Annotated in this window: 16 protein-coding genes; 7 read left to right on the top strand and 9 right to left on the bottom strand. The window is 67.3% G+C overall.

What is annotated here, in order from left to right; all coding sequences use genetic code 11:
- Positions 1-82: 82 nt before the first annotated feature.
- Both ABE505_RS01145 and acs read right to left on the bottom strand, forming a co-directional pair.
- Positions 83-748, bottom strand: coding sequence for a response regulator transcription factor (locus ABE505_RS01145; RefSeq protein WP_346442729.1), 666 nt, complete (start codon positions 746-748; stop codon positions 83-85).
- Between the two features lie 9 nt (positions 749-757).
- On the bottom strand, positions 758-2,716 hold the full coding sequence (acs, locus tag ABE505_RS01140) for an acetate--CoA ligase (protein WP_346442728.1): 1,959 nt from the start codon (positions 2,714-2,716) through the stop codon (positions 758-760).
- A gap of 251 nt (positions 2,717-2,967) precedes the next feature.
- Between acs and ABE505_RS01135 the strand changes: the two genes are divergently transcribed.
- The gene (locus tag ABE505_RS01135) at positions 2,968-4,341 is read left to right on the top strand and encodes a DcaP family trimeric outer membrane transporter (RefSeq protein ID WP_346442726.1); all 1,374 of its coding nucleotides are present in this window, start codon (positions 2,968-2,970) and stop codon (positions 4,339-4,341) included.
- Positions 4,342-4,470: 129 nt separating this feature from the next.
- Complete coding sequence (locus ABE505_RS01130; RefSeq protein ID WP_346442725.1) at positions 4,471-6,132, top strand: MFS transporter; 1,662 nt, start codon at positions 4,471-4,473, stop codon at positions 6,130-6,132.
- Between the two features lie 329 nt (positions 6,133-6,461).
- Here the strand turns inward: ABE505_RS01130 and ABE505_RS01125 are convergent, their stop codons facing one another.
- Positions 6,462-6,821 (bottom strand): EF-hand domain-containing protein, encoded by a 360-nt coding sequence (locus tag ABE505_RS01125; protein ID WP_346442723.1) that lies wholly within the window; start codon positions 6,819-6,821, stop codon positions 6,462-6,464.
- Positions 6,822-6,834: 13 nt separating this feature from the next.
- Positions 6,835-8,043 (bottom strand): fatty acid desaturase, encoded by a 1,209-nt coding sequence (locus tag ABE505_RS01120; RefSeq protein WP_346442721.1) that lies wholly within the window; start codon positions 8,041-8,043, stop codon positions 6,835-6,837.
- A 118-nt stretch (positions 8,044-8,161) separates the two neighbouring features.
- Here ABE505_RS01120 and ABE505_RS01115 point away from each other — a divergent pair, with 118 nt between their 5' ends.
- A complete protein-coding gene (locus ABE505_RS01115) occupies positions 8,162-8,989 on the top strand; it encodes an ATP-binding cassette domain-containing protein (protein WP_346442719.1) in 828 nt (275 codons plus the stop codon).
- 102 nt (positions 8,990-9,091) lie between these two features.
- The gene (locus tag ABE505_RS01110; RefSeq protein ID WP_346442717.1) at positions 9,092-11,143 is read left to right on the top strand and encodes a sodium-translocating pyrophosphatase; all 2,052 of its coding nucleotides are present in this window, start codon (positions 9,092-9,094) and stop codon (positions 11,141-11,143) included.
- Positions 11,144-11,279: 136 nt separating this feature from the next.
- On the opposite strand, the gene ABE505_RS01105 is transcribed toward ABE505_RS01110, so the two are convergent.
- On the bottom strand, positions 11,280-11,822 hold the full coding sequence (locus tag ABE505_RS01105) for a hypothetical protein (protein ID WP_346442716.1): 543 nt from the start codon (positions 11,820-11,822) through the stop codon (positions 11,280-11,282).
- 226 nt (positions 11,823-12,048) lie between these two features.
- Complete coding sequence (locus tag ABE505_RS01100; protein ID WP_346442714.1) at positions 12,049-13,614, bottom strand: M91 family zinc metallopeptidase; 1,566 nt, start codon at positions 13,612-13,614, stop codon at positions 12,049-12,051.
- 188 nt (positions 13,615-13,802) lie between these two features.
- On the opposite strand from ABE505_RS01100, the gene ppa reads away from it, so the two are divergent.
- Positions 13,803-14,336 (top strand): inorganic diphosphatase, encoded by a 534-nt coding sequence (ppa, locus tag ABE505_RS01095; protein ID WP_241945145.1) that lies wholly within the window; start codon positions 13,803-13,805, stop codon positions 14,334-14,336.
- A gap of 107 nt (positions 14,337-14,443) precedes the next feature.
- The gene (locus ABE505_RS01090) at positions 14,444-15,559 is read left to right on the top strand and encodes an HDOD domain-containing protein (protein ID WP_346442712.1); all 1,116 of its coding nucleotides are present in this window, start codon (positions 14,444-14,446) and stop codon (positions 15,557-15,559) included.
- 165 nt (positions 15,560-15,724) lie between these two features.
- Here the strand turns inward: ABE505_RS01090 and ABE505_RS01085 are convergent, their stop codons facing one another.
- The 3 genes from ABE505_RS01085 to ABE505_RS01075 form a co-directional block, all read right to left on the bottom strand.
- The gene (locus ABE505_RS01085) at positions 15,725-18,583 is read right to left on the bottom strand and encodes a TonB-dependent receptor (RefSeq protein ID WP_346442710.1); all 2,859 of its coding nucleotides are present in this window, start codon (positions 18,581-18,583) and stop codon (positions 15,725-15,727) included.
- A gap of 168 nt (positions 18,584-18,751) precedes the next feature.
- Positions 18,752-19,624 carry an AraC family transcriptional regulator gene (locus ABE505_RS01080; RefSeq protein ID WP_346442708.1) on the bottom strand — a complete coding sequence of 291 codons (873 nt, stop codon included), beginning with the start codon at positions 19,622-19,624 and terminating at the stop codon, positions 18,752-18,754.
- A 110-nt stretch (positions 19,625-19,734) separates the two neighbouring features.
- The gene (locus ABE505_RS01075; protein WP_346442706.1) at positions 19,735-22,107 is read right to left on the bottom strand and encodes a winged helix-turn-helix domain-containing protein; all 2,373 of its coding nucleotides are present in this window, start codon (positions 22,105-22,107) and stop codon (positions 19,735-19,737) included.
- Positions 22,108-22,430: 323 nt separating this feature from the next.
- Between ABE505_RS01075 and ABE505_RS01070 the strand changes: the two genes are divergently transcribed.
- On the top strand, positions 22,431-23,441 hold the full coding sequence (locus tag ABE505_RS01070; RefSeq protein WP_346442705.1) for an alpha/beta hydrolase: 1,011 nt from the start codon (positions 22,431-22,433) through the stop codon (positions 23,439-23,441).
- Positions 23,442-23,481 lie beyond the last annotated feature (40 nt).

Here is a 23,481-nt window from a genome sequence, read left to right as displayed (position 1 = left end):
GAAGGAGGTTGCAAGCCCCTCGGCTTGTTGCACGGATGCGGGCCTTCCCCGCAAGCGGAGAACGGGGTAGCAGGCGCGTGGCTTATCGGGCGTCGGGCGGGATGCCGTCGATGTCGGGGTCGACGGCGAGCTTGCCGGCGATCAGCACCGCCTGGGTGCGATTGGAGGCGCCGAGCTTGCGCAGCACCGCCGTCATATGCGCCTTGACCGTGGCCTCCGAGACGCCCAGCTCGTAGGCGATCTGCTTGTTGAGCATGCCGTCGCCGAGCATCTGCAGCACGCGGAACTGCTGCGGCGTGAGGTCGCGCAGCCGCGCGGCGACGTCGTGTTCGCCGGACGAGACCGCCGGCGCCGAGACTGCAGCCTCGGGGACGAAACGGTCGCCATCGAGCACCTGTGCGACCGCGCGCGCCAGCGTTTCGGCATCGGCCGACTTCGGAACGAAGCCGGCCGCGCCGTGGTCGAGTGCCCGGCGCATCACCGCCGGCTCCTCGCGCGCCGACACCATCAGCACCGGCAGTTGCGGGAACTGCGCGCGCAGGTGCACCAGCGCGCTGAACCCCTGGGCGCCGGGCATGTTGAGGTCGAGCATCAACAGGTCGGCGTCGGGCTCGGCCTCGACCATCGCATACAGCGCCTCGACGTTGTGCGCCTCGCGCAGGCGGGCATCGGGCACGGCGCGCGCGATCGCCCCACGCAGCGCCTCGCGGAACAGCGGGTGGTCGTCGGCGATCAGCAGGGTCGTCATCGGGCGGCGTCAGGCGTTGGGGACGTGCCGCTCCTTGACCAGCGCATCGACGACCGACGGGTCGGCCAGTGTGCTGGTGTCGCCGAGCTGGTCGGGGGCGTTCTCGGCGATCTTGCGCAGGATGCGCCGCATGATCTTGCCCGAGCGGGTCTTGGGCAATCCCGGCGCCCACTGGATGTGGTCCGGGGTCGCGGTCGGCCCGATCTCTCGGCGCACGTGGGCAACCAGTTCCTTGCGCAGCGCCTCGGTGTACTCTTCGCCGGCCTTGAGGGTGACGTAGGCGTAGATGCCCTGCCCCTTGATGTCGTGCGGGAAACCGACGACCGCGGCCTCGGCGACCTTGGGGTGGAGCACCAGCGCGCTTTCCAGCTCCGCGGTGCCGATGCGATGCCCGGAAACGTTGATGACGTCGTCGACGCGGCCGGTGATCCAGTAGTAGCCGTCCTCGTCGCGCCGGCAGCCGTCGCCGGTGAAGTACATGCCCGGGTAGGCCTTGAAATAGGTGTCGATGAAGCGCTGGTGGTCGCCGTAGACGCTGCGCATCTGCCCCGGCCACGAGTCGGTGATCACGAGGTTGCCCTCGGCTGCGCCTTCGAGGATCGTGCCATTGGCATCGACCAGCGCCGGCTGCACGCCGAAGAACGGCTTGGTCGCAGAGCCGGGCTTGGCCTCGATCGCGCCGGGCAGCGGCGAGATCAGGATGCCGCCGGTCTCGGTCTGCCACCAGGTGTCGACGATCGGGCAACGGCCGTCGCCGACCACATCGGAGTACCAGCGCCAGGCCTCGGGATTGATCGGCTCGCCGACACTGCCGAGCAGGCGCAGGCTTGCGCGCGAAGTCTTCTTGACCGGCGCCTCGCCTTCGCGCATCAGCGCGCGGATCGCGGTCGGCGCGGTGTAGAAGATCGTGACCTGGTGCTTGTCGATCACTTCCCAGAAGCGCGACACGCTCGGGTAGTTCGGCACGCCCTCGAACACCAGCGAGGTCGCCGCGTTCGCCAGCGGGCCATAGACGATGTAGCTGTGGCCGGTCACCCAGCCCACGTCGGCGGTGCACCAGTAGATGTCGTCGTCGCGCAGGTCGAACACCGAGGCGTGCGTGTAGCTGGCGAACAGCAGGTAGCCGGCGGTGGTGTGCAGCACGCCCTTGGGCTTGCCGGTCGAGCCGGAGGTGTAGAGGATGAACAACGGATCCTCCGCGTTCATGCGCTCGGGCTCGCAGGTGTCGGGCTGCCCATCGACGACGGCGTCGTACCAGCGGTCGCGCGGCATCTGCATGTCGACCGCGCCGCCGGTGTGGCGCACCACGAGCACCGTTTCCACGCTCTGCGCGCCGGGCAGCTTGAGCGCGGCGTCGACATTCGCCTTCAGCGGCACGCGCTTGCCACCGCGCATGCCCTCGTCGGCGGTGATGATCAGTTTGCTGCCGCAGTCGCCGACGCGGTCGGCGATCGAATTGGGCGAGAAGCCGCCAAAGACCACCGAGTGCACCGCGCCGATGCGTGCGCAGGCGAGCATCGCCACTGCCGCCTCGACGATCATCGGCAGATAGATCGTGACCCGGTCGCCCTTGGCGACACCCAGGTTGCGCAGCGCGTTGGCCAGCCGGCACACGCGGGCGTGCAGTTCGCGATAGCTGATGTGGCGCGCCTCGGTGTCGGGACCATCGGGCTCCCAGATCAAGGCGGTCTTGTCGCCGCTGCGCGCCAGATGACGGTCCAGGCAATTGACGCTGACGTTGAGCTCGCCGTCGTCGAACCAGCGGATGCGGAAGTCGGCCAGGTCATAGCTGACGTCGCGGATCCGGGTCGGCGGCCGGTACCAGTCCAGTCGCTGGGCGATCTCGCCCCAGAAGGCCTCGGGCTCCTGGACCGAGCGCGCGTAGTCGCGCGCGTAGTCGTCCTGGGTGATGGTATCGGGACCGGCGAAACCGGCCGGGACCGGATGACGTTCTGCGGAACTGGACATGCGGGACCTCTTCCCCTTGTTGCGCGTCTTCCCAGTGTGCCGCATCTGCCGGCCCGCGACGCTAGGACCTTGGTCTAGCCCCGCCGGCCCAGTGCGTCCGCTCACCTGCCCGGGGTGCGTGCCGGGCATCGGCGGGCGGCTCCACTTCGACCAATGGCCAATGGGCGCGGGGCGCGTCGCCGTGCAGTCTGCGCGAAGGACCGGGCGCCGGTTCGACCAGGTTCAGGCTCACGCATCCCTCGGGAGGGGACATGACACAGACCATCGCCGCGCAGGCCAGGCCGCGCCTGCTCACGGCCGCCGTGCTCGTCGCGCTCGCACTGCCGGGCGCCGCCTTCGCGCAGACCGCCAAGGAGCGCGAGCTCGAGGCGCGGATCGCGCAGCTCGAATCGCAGGTGCAGGCACTGCTCGGGCAACAGCAACAGACCGCCGCGCAGGTGCAGGAGGTGCGCACCGCGCAGGCGGCCGCGCCGGCCATCGCCGCGGCCCCGGCCGGCAGCCAGCCGATCCAGGCCACCACGATCACCCCGCAGGCCAATCCGGGCACCAAGTTCACCGTCGGCGGCATGATCCGCATCGATGGCATGGCCACCAAGACCACCGACGGCGATATCGCCAAGGGCACCGCCGGGCGCGACTTCTACGTGCCCGGCGCGATCCCGGTCGGCGGCGAAGGTCCGGACACCTACATGGACGCGCACGCGAAGTTCTCGCGGCTGTGGTTCGACGCCAGCACCGTGCTCGACTCGGGCGACAAGCTCGGCGCACGCGTGGAAATGGACTTCTTCGGCGGCACGCTCGGTAACTCGGCGGCGACCAACACCTACGGCGCCACGCTGCGCCACGCTTACCTGACCTACAACAACTGGCTGGTCGGCCAGACATGGTCGAACTTCATGGACACCAACGCGTTGATCGACGCGGTGGACTTCGTCGGCCCGACCGATGCGGTGGTGTTCGTGCGCCAGCCGCAGGTCCGCTACACCAGCGGCCCGTGGACGGTGTCGGTCGAGAGCCCGGAGACGACGGTGCAGCCTTATGGCGGCGCGGCACGGATCATCGCAGGCGACAACAGCGCGATCCCCGATGTGATCGCCCGCTACACCCACAAGGCCGATTGGGGCCATGTGAGCTTTGCCGGCATGGCGCGTCAGCTCAAGTACGAGCCCGCACCCGGCCTGGACAGCACCGACACCGGGTTCGGTGCGACCGTCAGCGGCCTGGTCAAGCTGGGCGAGAACACCGACATCCGCTATCAGGTCAGCGGCGGTGAAGGCATCGGCCGCTACATCGGCCTGGCGACGATCCAGCAGGACGCGATGGTCGATGCGGCCGGCAACCTCGATGCGCTCGGCGGCTGGGCCGGTTACTTCGGCGTGCGCCAGGTGTTCAGCCCGGCGGTGCGCGGCAACCTGTTCTACGCACGCTCGCAGTGGGACAACAACACCGCCAGGACCGGCCTGGGCGTGACCCGCAAGGTGCATTCGGTGCATGCCAACGTGATCTGGTCGCCGGTGCCCAAGCTCGACTTCGGCGTCGAGGCGATCTGGGGCGAACGCACACTCGAATCGGGCGCGGATGGCGAACTGATGCGCCTGCACACGATGGCCCGCTACTCGTTCTGATCCATCCCGGCGCGGTCGCCGCATCGACCGCGCCGAAACGCGCTCGCGCGCCTGCCGCACGCACGACCGGACCATCGGCATCCCGCCGGGCCGTCCATCCCACGCACGCTTCGAAAGGGGAAGCTTCCCATGTCCAGCACGACCGCCAACGCAGCGCCTACGGGCCCGCTGACGAAGGGCCACAAGAAGGTCATCTTCGCATCCAGTCTCGGCACCGTCTTCGAGTGGTACGACTTCTATCTGTATGGTTCGCTCGCGATCATCATCTCGCGGCAGTTCTTCAGCGGCGTCAACGAAACCACCGGCATGATCTTCACGCTGCTGGCGTTTGCCGCGGGCTTCTTCGTCCGGCCGTTCGGCGCGGCGTTCTTCGGCAGCCTCGGCGATCGCATCGGGCGCAAGTACACGTTCCTGGTCACGATTCTGATCATGGGCATCTCCACGTTCCTGGTCGGCGTGCTGCCCAGTTACGCCTCGATCGGCGTCGCCGCGCCGGTGATCCTGATCGTGCTGCGCCTGGCTCAGGGTCTGGCGATGGGCGGTGAGTACGGCGGCGCGGCGACCTACGTCGCCGAGCACGCGCCCGCCGGCAAGCGGGGGCTGTACACCAGCTTCATCCAGACCACCGCGACGCTGGGCCTGTTCCTGTCACTGGCGGTGATCCTGGGTTGTCGCTGGATTCTCGGCGTCGAAGCATTCGAGGACTGGGGCTGGCGCATCCCGTTCCTGGGCTCGATCGTACTGCTGGGCATCTCGGTGTGGATCCGGCTGCAGCTGTCGGAATCGCCGCTGTTCCAGGAGATGAAGGCGCAGGGCAAGGGCTCGAAGATGCCGTTCCGCGATTCGCTCAAGGGCGGCAACCTGAAGCTGATGCTGCTGGTGCTCTTCGGTGCGACCGCCGGCCAGGCCGTGGTCTGGTATGCCGGCCAGTTCTATGCGCTGTTCTACCTGCAGAGCATGCTCAAGGTGGACCTCACGGTGTCCTACCTGCTGATCGCGGCGGCATTGCTGCTGGGCACGCCATTCTTCCTGTTCTTCGGCTGGCTGTCGGACCGGATCGGCCGCAAGAAGATCATCATGGCCGGCTGCCTGATCGCCGCGGTCACCTACATCCCGATCTTCAAGGGCATCACCCACTACGCCAACCCGGCGATCGAGGAAGCCAGCACCACCTCGCCGGCCGTCGTGGTCGCCAACCCCAAGACCTGCAGCTTCCAGTTCGATCCGGTGGGCATCCGCAAGTTCACCAGTTCGTGCGATGTCGCGACCGCCGCGCTCACCCGCGCCGGCGTGCCCTACAGCGTCGATCCGGCCCCAGTGGGCACGCTGGCGCAGGTGCATGTCGGCCAGACCGTCGTCCCCTCCTACGAGGCCGAGGGCCTGGCAGGCGACGCGCTCAAGGCGCAGCAGGGCGAATTCGGCGGCGCGTTGAAGGCCGCGCTCACCCAGGCCGGCTATCCGGACAAGGCGGCCACCGACCGCATCAACGTACCGATGACGATCCTGCTGCTGTGGATCCTAGTGCTGTACGTGACGATGGTCTACGGCCCGATCGCCGCCTACCTGGTCGAGCTGTTCCCCACCCGGATCCGTTACACCTCGATGTCGCTGCCCTACCACATCGGCAACGGCTGGTTCGGGGGCTTCCTGCCGGCGATCTCGTTCGCACTGGTGGCCGGCACGGGCAACATCTACTACGGCCTGTGGTACCCGATCGGCATCGCGATCATGACCCTGGTGATCGGGACGTTCTTCCTGCGCGAGACGCGCAACGTCGACATCACCAAGTAGCGCCCTCGGCGGGCACCAAGACCCGCACGCAAGACCCGGACGCCGGCCCTAGGGCCGGCGTTCGTCGTTCAGGATGTCAGCCGCCCGAGGTCCGGAGGGCGAATGCGTCGCCTGCCACGCATTCCTCCCGGTCGGCAGGCCCACCGCCCGTGCTCGACATCCGTCGCTGTACGGAGCGCGTTTGGGGCGCGCGCGCAGACCGACACCACAGGCGAGAATCCGCTGCCGGCTTCTCGAAGTCGCAGCGGCGGCGCGCGGTGAACGCCCGGCGCGGCCCTGCGACTGCGCCGCCGGGTTCCGCCAGGCGCGTGCCCGGATGACGCTCGCCGTCAGCGCTGCGGCGGCGCCGCCAGCTCCCGGGCGTCGAGATAACCGTCGCGATTGCGATCCTGGCGGTTGAACGTCGCGGCCAGGCGCGCCAGGTGCTCGGCCCGGGTGATCGGACGGCCTTGCCCGCCTGGCAACTCGTCGACCGACAGCACGCCATCGCCGTTGCGATCCAGGCGATCGAAGGCGTAGCCCATCCACGCCTGATACTCAGCGAGCGACACGCGGCCATCGCCGTCGGTGTCCATCCGCTCCAGGTAGTCGGTGGTGCGCGCCACCTGGGCGCCTGCGCCCGTCGCGAAGACGGCGCAGACCAGCGCGATCGCCCGCTGCGCGGTACGCGATCCAGCTGGACGCATCATGCGAGCGGCCGGCTCAGGCGCGCGCGCTCTGCAGCGAGTAGCCCTTGAGCCGGGCTGCGTAGTCCTGCAGCGCGCGGATGCCGCTGGCCTCCGCTTCGCGACACCAGGCCTGCAGGTGCTGCAGCGCCTCGCCGGCGTTGTGCGTACGCGCCTCCAGCAATGCCGCCAGGCGCGCACGGTGCTCGACCAGGGTCCGGATGCGCGGCCGTTGCGCGACCCAGGCCTGCAACTGCGCGCGCGCATCGGGCGCGAGCCAGCGGCCATCGTCGACCAGGCCCCGGCGCAGCTTGCGCGGCAGCAACGCGCGCAACTTGGCGCCGGCCGCCTGCGCCTCTTCGCGCAGCGCCGGACCCAGCACGTTGCGCTGGTAGTCGGTCATCGCCTGGAAGCGGTGAGCGAGCAGCGCCTTGAGCGTGTCGGTGTCAGGCGCGTGGATGTTCGGGCGCACGTCGAGCGATGGCGCGACGCGCAGCACACGCGCCAACCGCAGCGTCTCCAGTGTCTTGATCACCGCCCAGCCGATGTCGAACTCCCAGCGGCGCAGCGCGAACTTCGCCGAGCTCGGGAATGCATGGTGGTTGTTGTGCAGTTCTTCGCCGCCGATCCATACGCCCCAGGGCGTCAGGTTGGTCGCGGTGTCGGTGGTTTCGAAGTTGCGGTAGCCCCACCAGTGGCCCAGGCCGTTGACGACACCGGCGGCCCAGAACGGAATCCACGCCATCTGGATCGCCCAGACCGCGACGCCCTTGAAGCCGAACAGCACGAAGCTCGCCAGCAACAGGACCGTCGGGCCGAGATTCGCGTGCGGGGTGTAGAGGCGGCGCTCGATCCAGTCGGCGGGCGTGCCCTTGCCGTACTGCTCGATGTCGGCGCGTTGCGCGCGGGCCTCGCGATACAGTTCCACGCCGCGCCAGAACACGTTGCCGATGCCTTTGTGCATCGGGCTGTGGGGATCGTCCTCGGTCTCGCACTTGGCGTGGTGCTTGCGATGGATCGCGACCCATTCGCGCGTGATCATCGACGTCGTCAACCAGGTCCAGAACCGGAACACGTGCGCGATCGCAGGATGGAAATCCACGCCGCGATGCGCCTGGCTGCGGTGCAGGTACAGCGTCACGGCGAAGATCGTGAGCTGGGTGGCGGCCAGCAGGTACAGCAGCATCGCGCCCCACCCCCACTGCAGCAGGCCACCGGACAACAAGTCGAACAACGAGACGGACATGGCGACGGGCAACGGGTTCGGGTGTACGTCCCATGATGGGACGGGCCTGCGACGATTGCCATCCCTGCCCGGCCGTATGGTGAGCCTTGGCGTTCAGGCCTGTCACACTGCGCGCGACATGAACACGCCAGACGACCCGACTCCGCCGCTGCTCGAGCTGCACGACGCGACCGTGGTCCGCGACGGCCGCACGGTGCTGCACGGATTGCGGCTGCAGATCCCGGCCGGGCGGCACACCGCGATCCTCGGTGCCAACGGCTGTGGCAAGTCCACGTTGGTGCAATTGCTCACGCGTGAACTGCACCCGCTGGCCCATGCCGACGGCACGCCGCCGGTGCGCGTGTTCGGCGCCCGGCTGGGCGATGTGACACAACTGCGCGCGCGCCTGGGCATCGTGACCGGGCGCATCCACCAGGACCTGCTGTCCCTCCCGGCGCTGCGGGTGGAGGACGCCGTCGTCGCGGCGGCGCACGGCAGCATCGCGTCTGTTGCGCCCGCGCGCGTCGATGCCGCCTTGCGGAGCGCAGCGCGCGACGCGCTGGCCGCGATGGCCGCCACGCACCTGGCCGGACGCCGCTACGCCACCCTGTCGGCCGGCGAGGCGCGCCGGGTCCTCATCGCCCGTGCGCTGGTCCATCGGCCCGAGGCGTTGCTGCTCGACGAGCCCTCGACCGGACTCGATGTCGTCGCCCGCGTGCAGTTGCTCGACCGCCTGCGCACGCTGGCGCGCAGCGGCACCACGCTGGTCCTGGTGACCCACCACGCCGAGGAACTGCTGCCCGAGATCGGGCATGTGGTGCTGCTGCGCGACGGGCGGATCCTGGCCGAGGGACCGCGTGAGGCGATGCTGACCGAGGCCTGGCTGTCGCAGACATTCGGCGCATCGCTTCGGCTGGGCTGCGATGCCACCGGCGCGCCGACGTTGCAGGTCGCCCCGAACCGTTGAGCCCCTCGCGGCGCCGCCGCATGCCGTGGCGCTCGCGCTGTGCGATAGTCGGCCCGCATCACCGCTGTTCTGTTTGGCATCACCACTTTCGGGAGGGGGTCCATGCTCGAGCAATACGGTCTGTGGCTGGCGCTGGTCTGCGCGGCCATCGCGATTCTCTACGGCGTGGTCTCGGCCGGCTGGATCAACCGGCAACCGGCCGGCAACGAACGCATGCAACAGATCGCCGGCGCGATCCAGGAAGGCGCGCGCGCCTACCTCAACCGCCAGTACCTGACCATCTCGATCGCCGGCGCGGTGCTGTTCGTGCTGATCGGCCTGTTCCTGGGCTGGTCGACCGGCCTGGGCTTCCTCCTGGGCGCGGTGCTTTCGGGGGCGGCGGGCTATATCGGCATGAACGTCTCCGTCCGTGCCAACGTGCGCACCGCCGAAGCCGCCCGGCGCGGCATCGGCCCGGCCATGGACGTCGCGTTCCGCGGTGGCGCGATCACCGGCATGCTGGTGGTCGGCCTGGGCCTGTTGGGCGTGGCCGGCTACTGGATGCTGCTGCCGCACTTCGGCATTGCCGGCGAGCCCGCACTGCACGCACTGGTCGGCCTGGCCTTCGGCAGTTCGTTGATCTCGATCTTCGCGCGCCTGGGCGGCGGCATCTTCACCAAGGGCGCCGACGTCGGTGCCGACCTGGTCGGCAAGGTCGAGGCCGGCATCCCGGAGGACGACCCGCGCAACCCGGCGGTGATCGCCGACAACGTCGGCGACAACGTCGGCGACTGCGCCGGCATGGCCGCCGACCTGTTCGAAACCTACGCGGTCACGGTGATCGCGACAATGCTGCTGGGCCATCTGATGGCCGGCCAGGTCGGCGCCAACGGCGTGCTCTATCCGCTGGTGCTGGGCGGCGCCTCGATCCTGGCCTCGATCGTCGGCACGTTCTTCGTGCGCGTGCAGCCGGGCGGCTCGATCATGGGCGCGCTGTACAAGGGCGTGATCGTTTCGGGTGTGATCGCCGCGGTGCTGTTCTGGCCGATCACCACGCAGTTGATGGCCGGCAACGCCCACGGCGCAGGCAATCTCTACTGGTGCGCGTTGATCGGGCTGCTGCTCACCGGCGCGATCGTCTGGATCACCGAGTACTACACCGGCACCCAGTATGGACCGGTCCAGCACATCGCGCAGGCGTCGACGACCGGGCACGGCACCAACATCATCGCCGGGCTCGGGGTATCGATGAAGTCGACCGCGCTGCCGGTGGTCGCGGTGTGCTTCGCGATCTGGGCCTGCTTCTCGTTCGCCGGGCTCTACGGCATCGCGATCGCGGCGACCGCGATGCTGTCGATGGCCGGCATGATCGTCGCGCTCGACGCCTACGGCCCGATCACCGACAACGCCGGCGGCATCGCCGAGATGGCCGAACTGCCGCCGGAGGTGCGCGAAGTCACCGATCCGCTCGATGCGGTCGGCAACACCACCAAGGCCGTGACCAAGGGCTACGCGATCGGTTCGGCGGCGCTGGCGGCGCTGGTGCTGTTCGCCGATTTCACCCACAACCTGGAAGCGAGGTATCCGGGGGTCGAGTTCCGCTTCGACCTCGCCGATCCGGCGGTGATCATCGGCCTGTTCATCGGTGGTCTGATCCCCTATCTGTTCGGCGCGATGGCGATGGAGGCGGTCGGCCGCGCGGCGGGCGCGGTCGTCGAGGAAGTGCGCCGCCAGTTCCGCGAGATCCCCGGCATCATGGCCGGCACCGGCAAGCCGCAGTACGACCGCGCGGTCGACATGCTCACCCGTTCGGCGATCAAGGAGATGATCGTCCCGTCCCTGCTGCCGGTGCTGGTGCCCGTCGTCGTGGCACTGGGGATGAATGTGCTGATGGGCCCCGGTGCGGGGATCCGCGCGCTCGGTGGCCTGCTGATCGGCACGATCGTCACGGGGTTGTTCGTCGCGATCTCGATGACCACCGGAGGCGGCGCTTGGGACAACGCCAAGAAGTACATCGAAGATGGCCACTTCGGCGGCAAGGGCAGCGAGGCGCACAAGGCAGCGGTCACCGGCGACACCGTCGGCGATCCGTACAAGGACACGGCCGGCCCGGCGATCAATCCGCTCATCAAGATCATCAACATCGTCGCGCTGCTGCTCGTTCCGCTGCTTTAGGCCGGCGGGGGCATCGACGCGTCGTCACGGGCGCCGGATCTCGGGCACGGCGCCGACGGGACGGCGCTGTCGCTGCAGGGAATCGGGCGCAGCGCCTATCGCGGCGTTTCGCGCGTGCAACCGACCTCGGTCGCAGTCAGTCGCGCAAGAACACGCCCTGCGCGAGATCGAACCATGGGGTGCACAGTAGGCGCTGGACATCGGCGAACGCGAAATCGGCCCGCCAGACCTCACCGTCCTCGCCCGGCTCGGGCGCGAGCAACCGCGCGGCGTCGGCCGGGGCGACGCCGAGACACCAGCGCACCGCGGCCGGCGCATCGCCCAGCCACTGCGAGAACGCGAACTCGCCGACCCGTTCACCGCCCGGCTCGACACGACGTGCCAGCGGCGTGGGCGGCACCGTCGGTGCCGGCGTGGGCAGCGCCTGCGCGACGTGCGAGAGCGTAACCCGACCCTCGCCTTCTTCGCGCAGATAAGGCATGCCGGTTGCGCCCTGCGTCTGGCGCCCGGTCAGCACCGCATGGCGGTCGCCCCGGTCGAACACGGCGAGCGCGACGCTGCCGAGATTGCGCAGCCGATAGCGGACCTCGAGCGCACCGCGCGTCGTCACGGCGAACACCGCTTCGAGCGCGACGCCGTCGGCGTCGACATGGGCGCGGGCAGTATCGGTCGGCGTCATGGAGAACCTCGTTTCTCGGGAAGCAACGGCGGGACACAGCGCGAACAGTTGCACCAGCAGAATCGCGGTGACGGCGCTGCGGACGACGCGCCGGCGACGGCCAGAATGCGGCGAGCGCCGTGAGCGCCGCGCGCACGCCCCGCATCCGCGGCGCAGTCGACATCACGCGGAAGGCGGCGCAAGCGCCGCCTTCCGTGTCGCACTCACCGCGCCGCAGCGCAGTCGATCAAAGCGCGTAGCTCGGCCGATCCGGCAGGCCCAGTTCGCGGCGGATACCGTTCTCGGTCAAGTGGATCGGGTTGTGGGTGATCGGGCCGGTGCCATCGAAGTCGTAAGGCTGGGCGCTGGTCTCCAGGCCCACGGCCTGCCGTTCGGCATTGGGCACCTGACCGCTGTCGGGGCCTTCGCCGCGGTAGGTGCCCGGCAGGAAGGTGCCGTTGACGCCGTTATAGGCATGCGACATTTCGTGGTAGAGGACCACCGACGGCGCCGGGAAGGCATCCATGTGGAAGGACGGGTTGTAGCTGATCGTCACATCGCCGCCCGCGCCCGGGCGCCCATTGACGATGTCGGCATCGTTGCTGAAGGTCTGGGCGTAGCCGTTGTCCTCATTGGACAGTTCCTGGATGGTCACGCTGTTGCCCTTGGTCTCGGCCGCCTTGTCGAACTCGGCGAGCATCTGCTGACCGTTGGGCGAGGCGCGCAGGAAATCCAGTTCCGACTGCATGCGCTGCACGAAGGCATCCGAGCCCTTCACTGCGATGCCGCGGTCGCCGGCGCTGTTGTCGATCTCGACATTGACCACGGTCGGCTTGGCGCCGGTCGCCGCGTTGACCAGGTCCGAGACCTCCGCGTACACCGTCGTCTGCGCGTGGGCGCCCTCGATGGTGTCCTGGCCGTCGCCGGCATACACCGTGGTGCGGCCCTCACCGACGTGGATGGTGTCGTCGCCGCGTCCGGCCGAGATGATGTCGAACTCGCCGCCGCCATGGATGACATCGTCGCCGCGGCCACCTTCGATGTAGTTGGTGCCCGTACCGGCGTGGATGGTGTCGCTGCCGTCGCCGCCGTAGATCACGTTCACGCCGCTACCGCCGTGGATCTCGTTGCTGCCGCCGGTGGTGTGGATGTCGTTGCGGCCGCTGCCAGTCACGCGGATCAGGTCGTCGCCGTCGCCGCTGCTGATGCGATTGTCGCCGTTGCCCTCCACGAGCACGTCGTTGTCGCCCTGACCGGCATCGACAACGATGTTGACGTCGACATTCGGGGCGACCTTGATCGTGTCGTTGCCCTCGCCGGTGCGCAGCGTCAGCTCTTGGCCCTCGCCCAACCGTACCTCGTAGCTTTCGTCATTGACGGTGACATCGAGCGTGCCGTCGTCGCGCTGGCTGACGCCGACATCGTCGTCGCCGCTGCCGGTGGTGAACACGACTTGGTCGCGGCTCACATAGCCCTGGGCCACGGTGCGTTCGCGCGCGATCTCCACCTGCCCGTCCTTGTGCAGCGGATCGATCTGGATCGGCTTGCCGTCCGGGGTACTGCCGGTGGTGCGCTGGCTCGGATTGCTGGCCGTGCCGTCGATCTCGACCGTGCCCTCGGCCGCACGCTGCAGCCCCTGGCGCACGGTCACCTGCGGGCCGTCGTCCTCCAGGCCCTTGATCGGCTGGTTGAGATCGATGCCGTCGGCCGGGCCATCGTGGCGATGCGGGTTGGGATCGAGCGGGTTGTCCCAGTACCCCTGGGTGCTTGCGGACGAAACAGACGTGGGCGACAGCGAATCGAGCGTGGTCATGGCAGGCCTGCGCGAGAAAGGTGGCGTCCATATGTACGCCAGCGTATGGGGCGCCCGTACTGGGGCGTACCCCAGGCCAAACCCGCTTGAAACGGTTTCAGGCGAAACGGACCAATAGCCCTCGCTGCGCCGCAACATGCCTTGCGCGTAGAATGACGGCCCACTTTCCGCACTGGAACCGCAGCAGCATGGGCCTGGATTCCGTCTCCACCGGCAAGAACCCGCCGCACGAAATCAACGTCATCATCGAGATCCCCAAAGACGCCGAGCCGGTCAAGTACGAGGTCGACAAGGAGAGCGGCGCGATCTTCGTCGACCGCATCCTGTCCACGCCGATGCGCTATCCGTGCAACTACGGCTACGTGCCCTCGACGGTCTGCGGCGATGGCGACCCGGCCGATGTGCTCGTCGTGCTCCCGCTACCACTGGTGCCCGGTTCGGTGATCCGTTGCCGTCCGGTCGGCGTGCTGAAGATGAGCGACGAAGCCGGCAGCGACGAGAAGATCCTCGCCGTGCCGGTCGAGAAGATCTTCGCCGGCTATGCCCACGTTGACGATCTCGACAAGGTGTCCACGCACTGGCTCGAGCGTATCGGCCACTTCTTCGAGCACTACAAGGATCTCGAGAAGGGCAAGTGGGTCAAGGTCGAAGGCTGGGGCGACGCCGCCGAGGCCAAGCAGATCCTGGTCGACGCGATCGAGGCCTACAAGCAGGCTGGTTGATCCGAATCCGGCGTGGTGAGCGCGCCGGAGCCCGCCCGGCGCGCTCGCAAGGCGCTGGGCGCATCGACGCTGCGCCCGCGTGGCGTCCCGCAGGGGGAGAGGCACAGGTGCGCATTCTGTTCGTGGGAGGCAGCGACGGCCTGCCCGCCGGTTTGCTCGAACTGGTCGGCGGCATGGACGCGCGCTGGGACATCACGCATGTCGAAGACGGCGGCGCTGCAATGGCCTTGGCCGCCGAATCGCCGCAGGATGTCGTCGTCGTGGCGCCCACGCTGGCGGACATGTCCGCGGCCATGCTGCTCGGCCAGATCCGGACGCTGCGACCCGAGACCTCGCGCATCGCGCTGATCGGCGCCCAGCCGCCGGCACGCGTGCTCTCGCTCGCCCACCGCTTCCTGCCGCTTCCGGTCGATGACGCGCAGTTGCTCGAGGCCGTCGGCAGCCTCCAGGAACTGCGCGACCTGCTCGACGACCCGGCCTTGCGCACGTGCATCGGCCGCATCGAACGGCTGCCGCCGCCGCCGCAGACCTATCTGGCACTGACCCATGCGCTGGAGGCGGAAGACGCCACCGGCGCGGCCGACATCGCCCGGCTGATCGGCCGCGATCCGGCGATTGCCGCCAAGGTGTTGCAGTTGTGCAACTCGGCCTACTACGCGGCCGGCCGGACGATCGCCGACCTGCGGACCGCGGTGACCCGCCTGGGGCTGTCGACAATGCGCGACCTGGTGCTCGCCAGCGAGGTCTTCGCCCAGCCCGGCCGGATCGACGTCGACCGCCACGCGCTGCAGCAGCGCGCCCTGCACGCCTCGCAGCTCGCGCGCCGGCTACTGCCCGATTCCAGCGCCGAACTCGGCGCGACCGCCGCCCTGCTGGCCGACATCGGCCTGCTGCTGCCCGGCGTCCGCGATCCCCACTTGGAGGTGGTGGCGACAGGCGACGACGCCCGATCCGATGCCCCCGGCCACATCGAGGCCGGCGCCTACCTGCTGGGCCTGTGGGGCCTGCCGATGCCGATCATCGAGGCCGTCGCGTTCCAGCGCGATCCCGCCCGCGCCGGCACACGCGGCTTCTGGATCGCCGGGGCTGTGCACGTCGCCACATCACTCGCGGGCGACCTGCCGCTGCGGGAGGACTATCTGGCACGCGTCGGCGTGCTGGAGCGGCTCGAGGATTGGCGCGCATGGGCGCTCAGCGCCGCCCAGGCATCCGCCGCGCACTGATGCATCGCCTTGGGGCGACCCGCGGTGCGTCAGGGCGCCTCGCTTTCATGCCACCCCTGCCCCGCCTACCTCGTGGATGGCGAGCCACACGACCAACGCCTCCGCTGCAAAGAACTACGGCCCCTTTCGGGGCCGTAGTCTTGTCACGTGCGTTGCTTCGATCGATCAGAAGCGCTGCTGGTACTTCATGTAGGTGAAACGACCGATGTCGAAAGCGGCCTGGTAGGAGAAGCCAGTGGTCGGCTGCGTGTAGACCAGCGGACCGACCTTGTCGAACACGTTGTTCACGCCAATCGAGACGGTGGCGTTCCACGGCGCATTCCAGCGAACCTGGACGTCGTTGAACGTCACCGAGCCGGACTTGTTCTGCGGAATCGCGTTGTCGTCCTGATCGATGTAGTCGGGCAGGTTACACGTGTCCTCGAAGTAGCACTGCTCCTTAATGCTCGAGAAGTAGCGCGCCGTCCAACTGGCACCGAAATCACCCATATCCCAGTTCAGCGAAGCAACAGATCGGATGCGGAAGTTGCCTCCGAACCCGACCCGCGGCTGGGGCGTGGTGTTATCGGTGCTGTCTGCCTTGATCTCGAAGTTGCTGTAGTACGTCGTCGACCAGTTGACGCCGAAGGTACCGACGCTGGTCTCCGGCATCCGATAATTGACGTCGAAGTCGTAACCCTCGATTTCCCAGTAGCCGGCGTTGCGGCCGATACGGGTCAGATTGTCGACAACGCCGTTCTCGCCACGCGTGAAGTACTGACACTGCGACTGGATATCGTAGACATAGCAGTCCGACAGGATGCCTGACGCAGTGAACGAGGTCACGACGTTGTCGATGCGGGTCTTCCACCAGTCCAGCGACATGCCAAGGCCACTGACGTACTGCGGGCTGTACACCAAGCCAAGCGAGCGGCTCACTGACTCTTCCGGTGTCAGATTCGGGTTGGAGCCACTCAGGAACGGCGTTCCGGTCTGGCCGCCATAAGCGATGGAACCGCCTTGGCCGAGCTGACGGTAGCCCGCGTAGTTGGCGATGTCGGCCGCGCAACGCGCATAGACATCCGGGTTGTTGGCCGCGACGCCACGAACGGTGTCGCAAGGATCGACATAGTAGTCGAAGGTCTGGCCGACGCCGCCGTAGAGATCCGAGACCGACGGAGCACGGAAACCCTGTGCCCACGTACCGCGAACCAGCAGATCCTCGATGGGACGCCAACGGAAGCTGGCCTTGCTGTTGGTCGTGTTACCGAACACGTCGTAATCGGAGTAACGACTGGCCAAGTTCAGCGCGAGCTCCTGCGCACCCGGCATGTCTGCCAGCAGCGGGATGTCGAGCTCAAGGTACGCCTCGTTGACGCTGTAGCCGCCGGAGGTTTCCTGAGCAGCAAGGTTGGTTGAGTTGCCCGTCTGCGCGAAGGCATCCGGCGAGTAGCGTCCCTTGACGCGACGGTTCTCCAGCCCAGCGGCGAAGCCAAGTTCACCCGCCGGCAGCGTCACGATGGAACCGCTGACATTGGCGAAGTAGTTATGAGTCGTCGTCTCCGACGTCGCATTTTCCATCAGGAAAAAGCGACGCTGGATGTCCGGGTTGGCCAGCGAGTTCGGCCCCTCACTGAGCACCGGGCTCCAGGGGGTGCAGTCGGCAAGCGCGATCGGTGCGTCGGGCGTGCCGCACTGGACGACGCCATTACCGTTCAGGAACGACGGGCCGACAGCCTGGCGAACGGCGAGCTTGTTGAAGTCGCCCCGCCCCCGGATGGTCGCGTCGCCGCGGGTGAACAGATAGCCGGCATCCCAGTCGAAGAACTTCTCGCCCACCTCGAACGAACCCTCGAGCGCGGCGCTGAAACGGTAGGTATCGAGACGGCGATCGGTGGTGCGCGGCACCTCCCAGCCACGGCGGCGGAAGTTCAACGTTTCGCCGGTGGGATTGAAGTAGCTATCCGGGCTCATCGGCGTCTGCACGTCAACGGCGCCGCTCTGCAGCGGGTAACCGGCGACCTGGACGCTGGTCTCGCGTCGATTGAAGCTCGCATCCGTCTTCAGACGCAGATTGTCCGTGAAATCGAAATCGGCACTGGTGAAGATCGACGTGCGCTCCATGCCGGTCTTGACCATCATCTGCTCGGCGGCATTGCTCGAGTCACCGATGACGCCCGGGCTCGGATTGACCTGCGGGCGATAATCGGCAAGGTTGGTCGGATCGCCGCCGTCGCGCAGGACAAGCCACGCATCAGCCGCCCTAGCGTTTGGCTGGTTCGGGTTGCGGATGTTGCCGATCGCACCGACCGGCGTGTAGTTGTTGTCTTCGCTCTGCCCCGGATACGAGAAGCGCGAGAACTCACGGTCCTTCGCAAAGACCGGCTCTTCCTTGTCGTACTGCGCGCCGAACACGATCGAGCTGCGCTCGCCCTGCGAGCCGATGGTGAAGTCGAACGACTGGATCGCACCGTCACCCTGACCGTACTGGCCGTAGTAGGCGTTGGCTTCGGCACCGTCGAAATTGCGACGGGTGATGACGTTGATCACGCCTGCGACTGCGTCGGAGCCGTACAGAGACGATGCGCCGTCCTTGAGCACCTCGATCCGCTCGACCATCGAAGACGGAATCGTGGCCAGATCCTGCAGCCCGTCGTTGTTCACACCGAGGCGGCGGCCATTGACCAGGACCAGGGTCCGCTGAGGTCCCAGGTTGCGCAGGTCGACAAACGTACCACCGGGGCTCTCGCCCGAGCTCAGCGGATCGGACCGACTCAGCGACGGGCTACCGGTGGATGCAATGTTCTGCAGGATGTCGCCAACCGACTGGAAGCCCTGATTCTCGATGTCCGTGCGCGAGATCGTCTGGATCGGCTGCGCATTCTCGACATCAACCTTGCGAATACGCGAACCGGTGACCTGGATGCGGTCGAGTTCGGTGGTGCCCTGCGTCTGGGTCTGCGCGCTGGCAGCGACGGGCGCGAGCGCGAACACGATCGCGGCGGGCAGCAGGCCCTTGCGTATCGCGGAGGTGCGAAGGTTCATCAAAATTCTCTCTCCAGAGTGGTTGTGTTACTGACGCGTTAAGACGCCCATGGCACGTTACGTCTGCACACTGGATTCACGCCTTGCATTCTCCGCCTTCTGACTTTGCCGAATCTGTCCTTTTAGATGAATGGGAGACGATGATGCGACTCTCGTCACAGCGACATGTCATGCGCTCGCGTACATCTCGCCGGTCACCCCATCACGAGTTGTAGGCTGGCCCGCGGCCCGATACTGACTCGCTGACATACCGTGATGCGCCTTGAACGCACGAGCGAAGCTGCAGCAGTTGTCGAAGCCGGTGGCGGCAGCGACTTCTCCCACCATCATCGACGTGGTGCGCAGCAGATGGCCCGCGCGCTCAAGTCGCAGGCGCACCGACAGCGCTTGTGGACTTTCGTCGTACAGCGCATGGAACGCTTTGGAGAAATACCAGCTCGAGAAGCTGGTCAGGTCCGCCAGTTCGCTGATGCGCACCACGCGGTCGCTGTGTCCTTCCAGATAGAGCCGGGCGCGCTGCATGCGGCCGAAGACCTGCCGTTTGCGATTGCGCGAACGTCCTGGACAACGCCGCGCACGAGCGGCCAGGTCGCGCTGCACGATGGCCAGTTGCAGCAGCAGCGGCCGCACGCTGAGCCGGTCGCCCACGCCGCGCTGGGCTTCACGCCACAGGCGTAACAGCACGCGCACGTCACGCCGCCCCACGCGCCCGCGTCCGGCGTACAAACCACCGTCATCGAGCGCCTGCAATTCCGCCAGCGCGCGCGCATCGAGCGCCAATCCGATGCAGATGCCTTGCGGCCCGGTCTGGATCAGCGGCGCGGACTCCTTCTCGAACGCCATCCAGTCGCCGCGGCGCATGCGAAAGCGACCTTCACGCGACTCGATCCAACCATCTCCGCGGACCTGCACCCAGATACTGAATGCGGGTGCAGTCACCTGCACCACCCCGAGACGGGACGCACCAACGCACTGGGCAGGCGCTGAAAGATGATCGAACTGCAACAGATGACCGCGCTGCGACCACAGGACAGAGGACATGCGGACACGCCTGACATGAAAAGGGCGGTCTTTTTGCCACGGCCCCTCTCGGCTTGCCTGACGGCGCGACTAAACTTTGCCGAATTCGCCCCGTATTTTTTCCGAGAGCACTACGACGCCTTTCTTCTCAATGCAATCAATAACTTGGCAATCAAACTGCGATCGTCATTCGACGCGTCCGGCATCGCCATGACCCCGATATCGGTGCCATCGTCGACTGCAATCGAGACCAGCCAGTCCTGACGATGGCCACTGAATCCGTTGACCGTGCTGCGATTGGATGCGTCAAGGCAATGCTCGTCCTGCTGGTCCAAGCCGCCATCGGCGATCACGAACCGGGTCATTTTGCTACGGCAACCGCTGTCGCTGTCGAGATAGGACAGATGCCCATCGGACGTCAGCGCCCAACTGCGGTAGCGCCAGCGCGAGGGGATGTCCGCGCTGAGCCGCTGAGGCTGCGCCAGATCGACCCTGGCGCTCCAGATTCCTTTGCCGTCAAGGCGGGTGTAGAGCACGCGACTGCGTTGCGCATCGAATTGGACGTGCGAGACGCCATCGATCCGCCCGCGCACGCGCCATCTGCGATCGTAGGCCACTAGGGCCGTCCGCCCTTCGCGCTCCTCCTCGATCACAAACAGCCCGTCACCCTCACCGTAGACCGCCTGCAAGGGATGGGCCGCGGGTACTGGAAGCGTCGTCACGGCGCCCGAAGCCGGCTCGATCTCGACGATTCCAGGACGCGCATGCACATCCAGCGCCGAGATCAGCACGCGACGGCTGTCGGCGGACCACACCGGCGGCTGCTGCGTGTCGGGACGTACCCCCGGGATCGGTCGCAGCGAATCGGGGCGCTCCAGATCGGCCCACCACAACTCGGAACTGCCGGAGCGATCGGACGTGAAGACCAACTGCCGGCCATCCGGCGCCACGACCGGCTGGGTATCGCGTCCGGACGATGCGAACAAGCGTTCACGATGCCCGGAGACGGCATCGATCCGGTTGAGCGCGAATTGCGGTTGCCGATGCACGAACGCGATCAGGTCCGCATTGCGTGCGATCGCCGGCATCTGCGCGTCCTCGATGCCCAAATCCGAGATCGTGCGGGTGCCCAGGTCCAACCGGTGCAGGCGCGTCTCACTGTCGATCCTGCGGCCGTACACCAGCGACTGGCTATCGGGCGTCCAGCTCAGACCGCGAAGCTCGGCACCCAGTTGGGTCAGTTGCTCGGCCTCCCCGCCATCGAAGGGAATCCGCCACAGGTCGCCAAGTTGCGGGTTCCGCAAGAAAGCGATCCAGCGCCCGTCAGGCGAGACCTTCGGCAGATAGTCGATATCGCCAGCCGCGGCGGGATAGCGGATCGCACGCCAACCGCCCGTCGCCAGGTCGAACACGCGCATACCTGCACCATCCGGGCTGCCGGTCATGGTGCCGAACAACAGCCCGCTGCCGTCGGGCAGCCAATCGAAGCTCAGCAACTCGCTGCCATCGCAACGCGCAATTTCGCGCGACTGACCGACGACCGCGACGGCGGCCAGCATGATGCGGCAACCGCCTGCGCCATCCCACCGCGCGAACGCGATACGCCCACCATCGGGCGACCAGACTGGCAGGTCGTCGCGTTCGCCGGCTGCCGGTACCGAAAGTGCCTGGGGCGCGCTGTCCGTCGTCGACTGGATGAGGATCGACGGGCCAGGCAACGGCGTCCCGTCGTGCAGCGTGCGGGCTGAGTATGCAACCCGACTGGCGTCGGGGGATAGGCTTGGGGACAACTCGAATCCGGCAGCCGAGGTCACGAGCCGATACGGTTTGCCTTGGACGACCGCGGCAGCATCGGTGGGCGCAGGTCTCGATCCGGAGATCTGCCGTGCCACTAACATCAGGCTCACCAGGCCAATCGCTACCAGTGCCAACACCGCACCGGCCCACCAGGCCGCATGCCGCCACGCTGGGGCCGAACCGGGCACTGCCGCAACCTCTGCCTTCGAAGGAAACGGAGCCGAAGAAGAGGCGGCTGCCGGATGCACCGCCGGCGGTGCATCGATCGATACCGGCGACGCTGGAGAGGCATGCTCCAACGATGCATGCGCCACAGATGCTTGCTCCAGAGCGGGCAGCTCCAGAACCGAAACCGGCACCGTAAGCCGATAGCCGCTCTTGGCGATGGTCTCGATGTAGCGTCGTCCCTCGTCCGCACCGATGTCACCGTGACCGAAGGCCTTGCGCAACTGCGTGATCGCCTGCGTCAGCACGTCATCGGTCGGCATGGTGTCCGGCCAGGCTTCGGCCAGCAGATCGTTGCGCGAGAACACTGCGCCAGAACTGCGAGCCAGCACACGCAGCACCGCCAGCGCTTTCGGTGTCACACGGACGCTGCGCCGCGCGCCCGGCATCTCGATCTCGCGGGTGGCAAAATCCACCACGCCCGCGCCAACGCGAAGACGTTGCGGGGAAGCGACCTCCTCCACGTGGCGTGACACGGTCATGCTGCGATCCAAACTGCGGGGCGCCAAGCCTAGTCAACCGCAGCTGAACACAGCACGATCCGTCGCCAGATCCGGCAAAGCGGACGGGCGAAACACGACAGCGCCGTCGGGGTGCCTGGCGTGACTACGCTGTCGCCTCCCCTCCTTTACGATCGAACTGACCTGGATGGTGGATGTCGTCCGGGGCCGCATAGACGCGGATGTTGCCTAGCCCCGATGTAGTCCGCGCCGGGACCGGCGCTCGACGAAGCGCTATTGCGGGGGATCCTTCTTCGTAGACCAGTGCCATTGCCCCCATTACAACCATCGCGCTGGAACCGCTCATGACACAGGCCAAGTCCACCACCCCGTGCAACGGCGTGTCGCTGCCTGAACGCATTGTCCCCTTTCCGACTTCGATCAGCGCGCAGGCCAGGGCCGCACTGCAGCGCTTGGTCACGGCGCAGGGTGCGCCGGTGAATGCGCTCATGCCCCTGCCCGCGGCGGAAGATACAGCGGCCTGGCAAGCCCTCAAGGACCAGGTGGACAGCCAGTACGCGGCTGCCATGAAAGGCCTGGCCGAGCACCTTCGCGCGAGGGTCGACACCTTGATCCTCGGCGAGGCTGAGATCCACGTCGCCACGCCTGGCGCGTCGGCGCACCCCCAGCGCGCCTGTATCGACCTGCACGGCGGCGCCCTGCTGTTCGGTGGTGGCGAGGCCTGCCGTGTCAGCGCGCAGCAACAGGCGGACCGCTACGGTGCCCGCTGCTATGGCGTGGATTATCGCTTGCCGCCCGAGCATCCCTACCCTGCTGCGCTGGACGATTGTCTGGCGGCCTATCGGCATGTCCTGACCCAGCACGCGCCCACCGATATCGTCCTCATCGGGCGTTCGGCGGGCGGCAACCTCGCCCTGGCGATGCTCTTGCGCGGACGCGATGAAGGCCTGCCGATGCCCGCCGGCCTGGTGCTGCTGTCGCCCGAAGTCGACCTGACCGAGTCCGGCGACAGCTTTCACACCAATCGCTACATGGAAGTGATGCTCCCCCTCCCGCTGATGCAGATCAATCGGCTCTATGCCGGAGGCGCAGACCTCGGCCATCCCTATCTGTCCCCCTTGTTCGGCCAACTCGACGGCCTGCCGCCGACTTTCCTGCAAACGGGGACCCGCGACCTTTTCCTCTCCAACGCGGCGCGCCTGCATCGCGGGTTGGTCCGAGCCAAGGTCCCGGTCGAGCTCTATCTCGGGGAAGGCATGCCCCATGGCGGCTTCATGGGCGCAACGCCAGAGGATGACGACCTGGCGCAGGAGATCGGCGTCTTCATCGAGGCTCGCTGGCAAACGCAGCGCTGACCCCGGACCGTCCGCGGCCGGAACACAAACGAAAAAGCGG

It is taken from the genome of Luteimonas sp. TWI382 (assembly GCF_039674545.1).
GTDB lineage: Bacteria > Pseudomonadota > Gammaproteobacteria > Xanthomonadales > Xanthomonadaceae > Luteimonas.
The sequence above is the reverse complement of the archived record's forward strand: the minus strand, read 5'-3'. Positions and strand labels throughout refer to the sequence as shown.

What these genes read in the sequence shown, in the direction of transcription:
- ABE505_RS01145 (WP_346442729.1), bottom strand. Translation starts at nt 748, where the DNA reads ATGACGACCCTGCTGATCGCCGACGACCACCCGCTGTTCCGCGAGGCG.
- acs (WP_346442728.1), bottom strand. Translation starts at nt 2,716, where the DNA reads ATGTCCAGTTCCGCAGAACGTCATCCGGTCCCGGCCGGTTTCGCCGGT.
- ABE505_RS01135 (WP_346442726.1), top strand. Translation starts at nt 2,968, where the DNA reads ATGACACAGACCATCGCCGCGCAGGCCAGGCCGCGCCTGCTCACGGCC.
- ABE505_RS01130 (WP_346442725.1), top strand. Translation starts at nt 4,471, where the DNA reads ATGTCCAGCACGACCGCCAACGCAGCGCCTACGGGCCCGCTGACGAAG.
- ABE505_RS01125 (WP_346442723.1), bottom strand. Translation starts at nt 6,821, where the DNA reads ATGATGCGTCCAGCTGGATCGCGTACCGCGCAGCGGGCGATCGCGCTG.
- ABE505_RS01120 (WP_346442721.1), bottom strand. Translation starts at nt 8,043, where the DNA reads ATGTCCGTCTCGTTGTTCGACTTGTTGTCCGGTGGCCTGCTGCAGTGG.
- ABE505_RS01115 (WP_346442719.1), top strand. Translation starts at nt 8,162, where the DNA reads ATGAACACGCCAGACGACCCGACTCCGCCGCTGCTCGAGCTGCACGAC.
- ABE505_RS01110 (WP_346442717.1), top strand. Translation starts at nt 9,092, where the DNA reads ATGCTCGAGCAATACGGTCTGTGGCTGGCGCTGGTCTGCGCGGCCATC.
- ABE505_RS01105 (WP_346442716.1), bottom strand. Translation starts at nt 11,822, where the DNA reads ATGACGCCGACCGATACTGCCCGCGCCCATGTCGACGCCGACGGCGTC.
- ABE505_RS01100 (WP_346442714.1), bottom strand. Translation starts at nt 13,614, where the DNA reads ATGACCACGCTCGATTCGCTGTCGCCCACGTCTGTTTCGTCCGCAAGC.
- ppa (WP_241945145.1), top strand. Translation starts at nt 13,803, where the DNA reads ATGGGCCTGGATTCCGTCTCCACCGGCAAGAACCCGCCGCACGAAATC.
- ABE505_RS01085 (WP_346442710.1), bottom strand. Translation starts at nt 18,583, where the DNA reads ATGAACCTTCGCACCTCCGCGATACGCAAGGGCCTGCTGCCCGCCGCG.
- ABE505_RS01080 (WP_346442708.1), bottom strand. Translation starts at nt 19,624, where the DNA reads ATGTCCTCTGTCCTGTGGTCGCAGCGCGGTCATCTGTTGCAGTTCGAT.
- ABE505_RS01075 (WP_346442706.1), bottom strand. Translation starts at nt 22,107, where the DNA reads ATGACCGTGTCACGCCACGTGGAGGAGGTCGCTTCCCCGCAACGTCTT.
- ABE505_RS01070 (WP_346442705.1), top strand. Translation starts at nt 22,431, where the DNA reads ATGACACAGGCCAAGTCCACCACCCCGTGCAACGGCGTGTCGCTGCCT.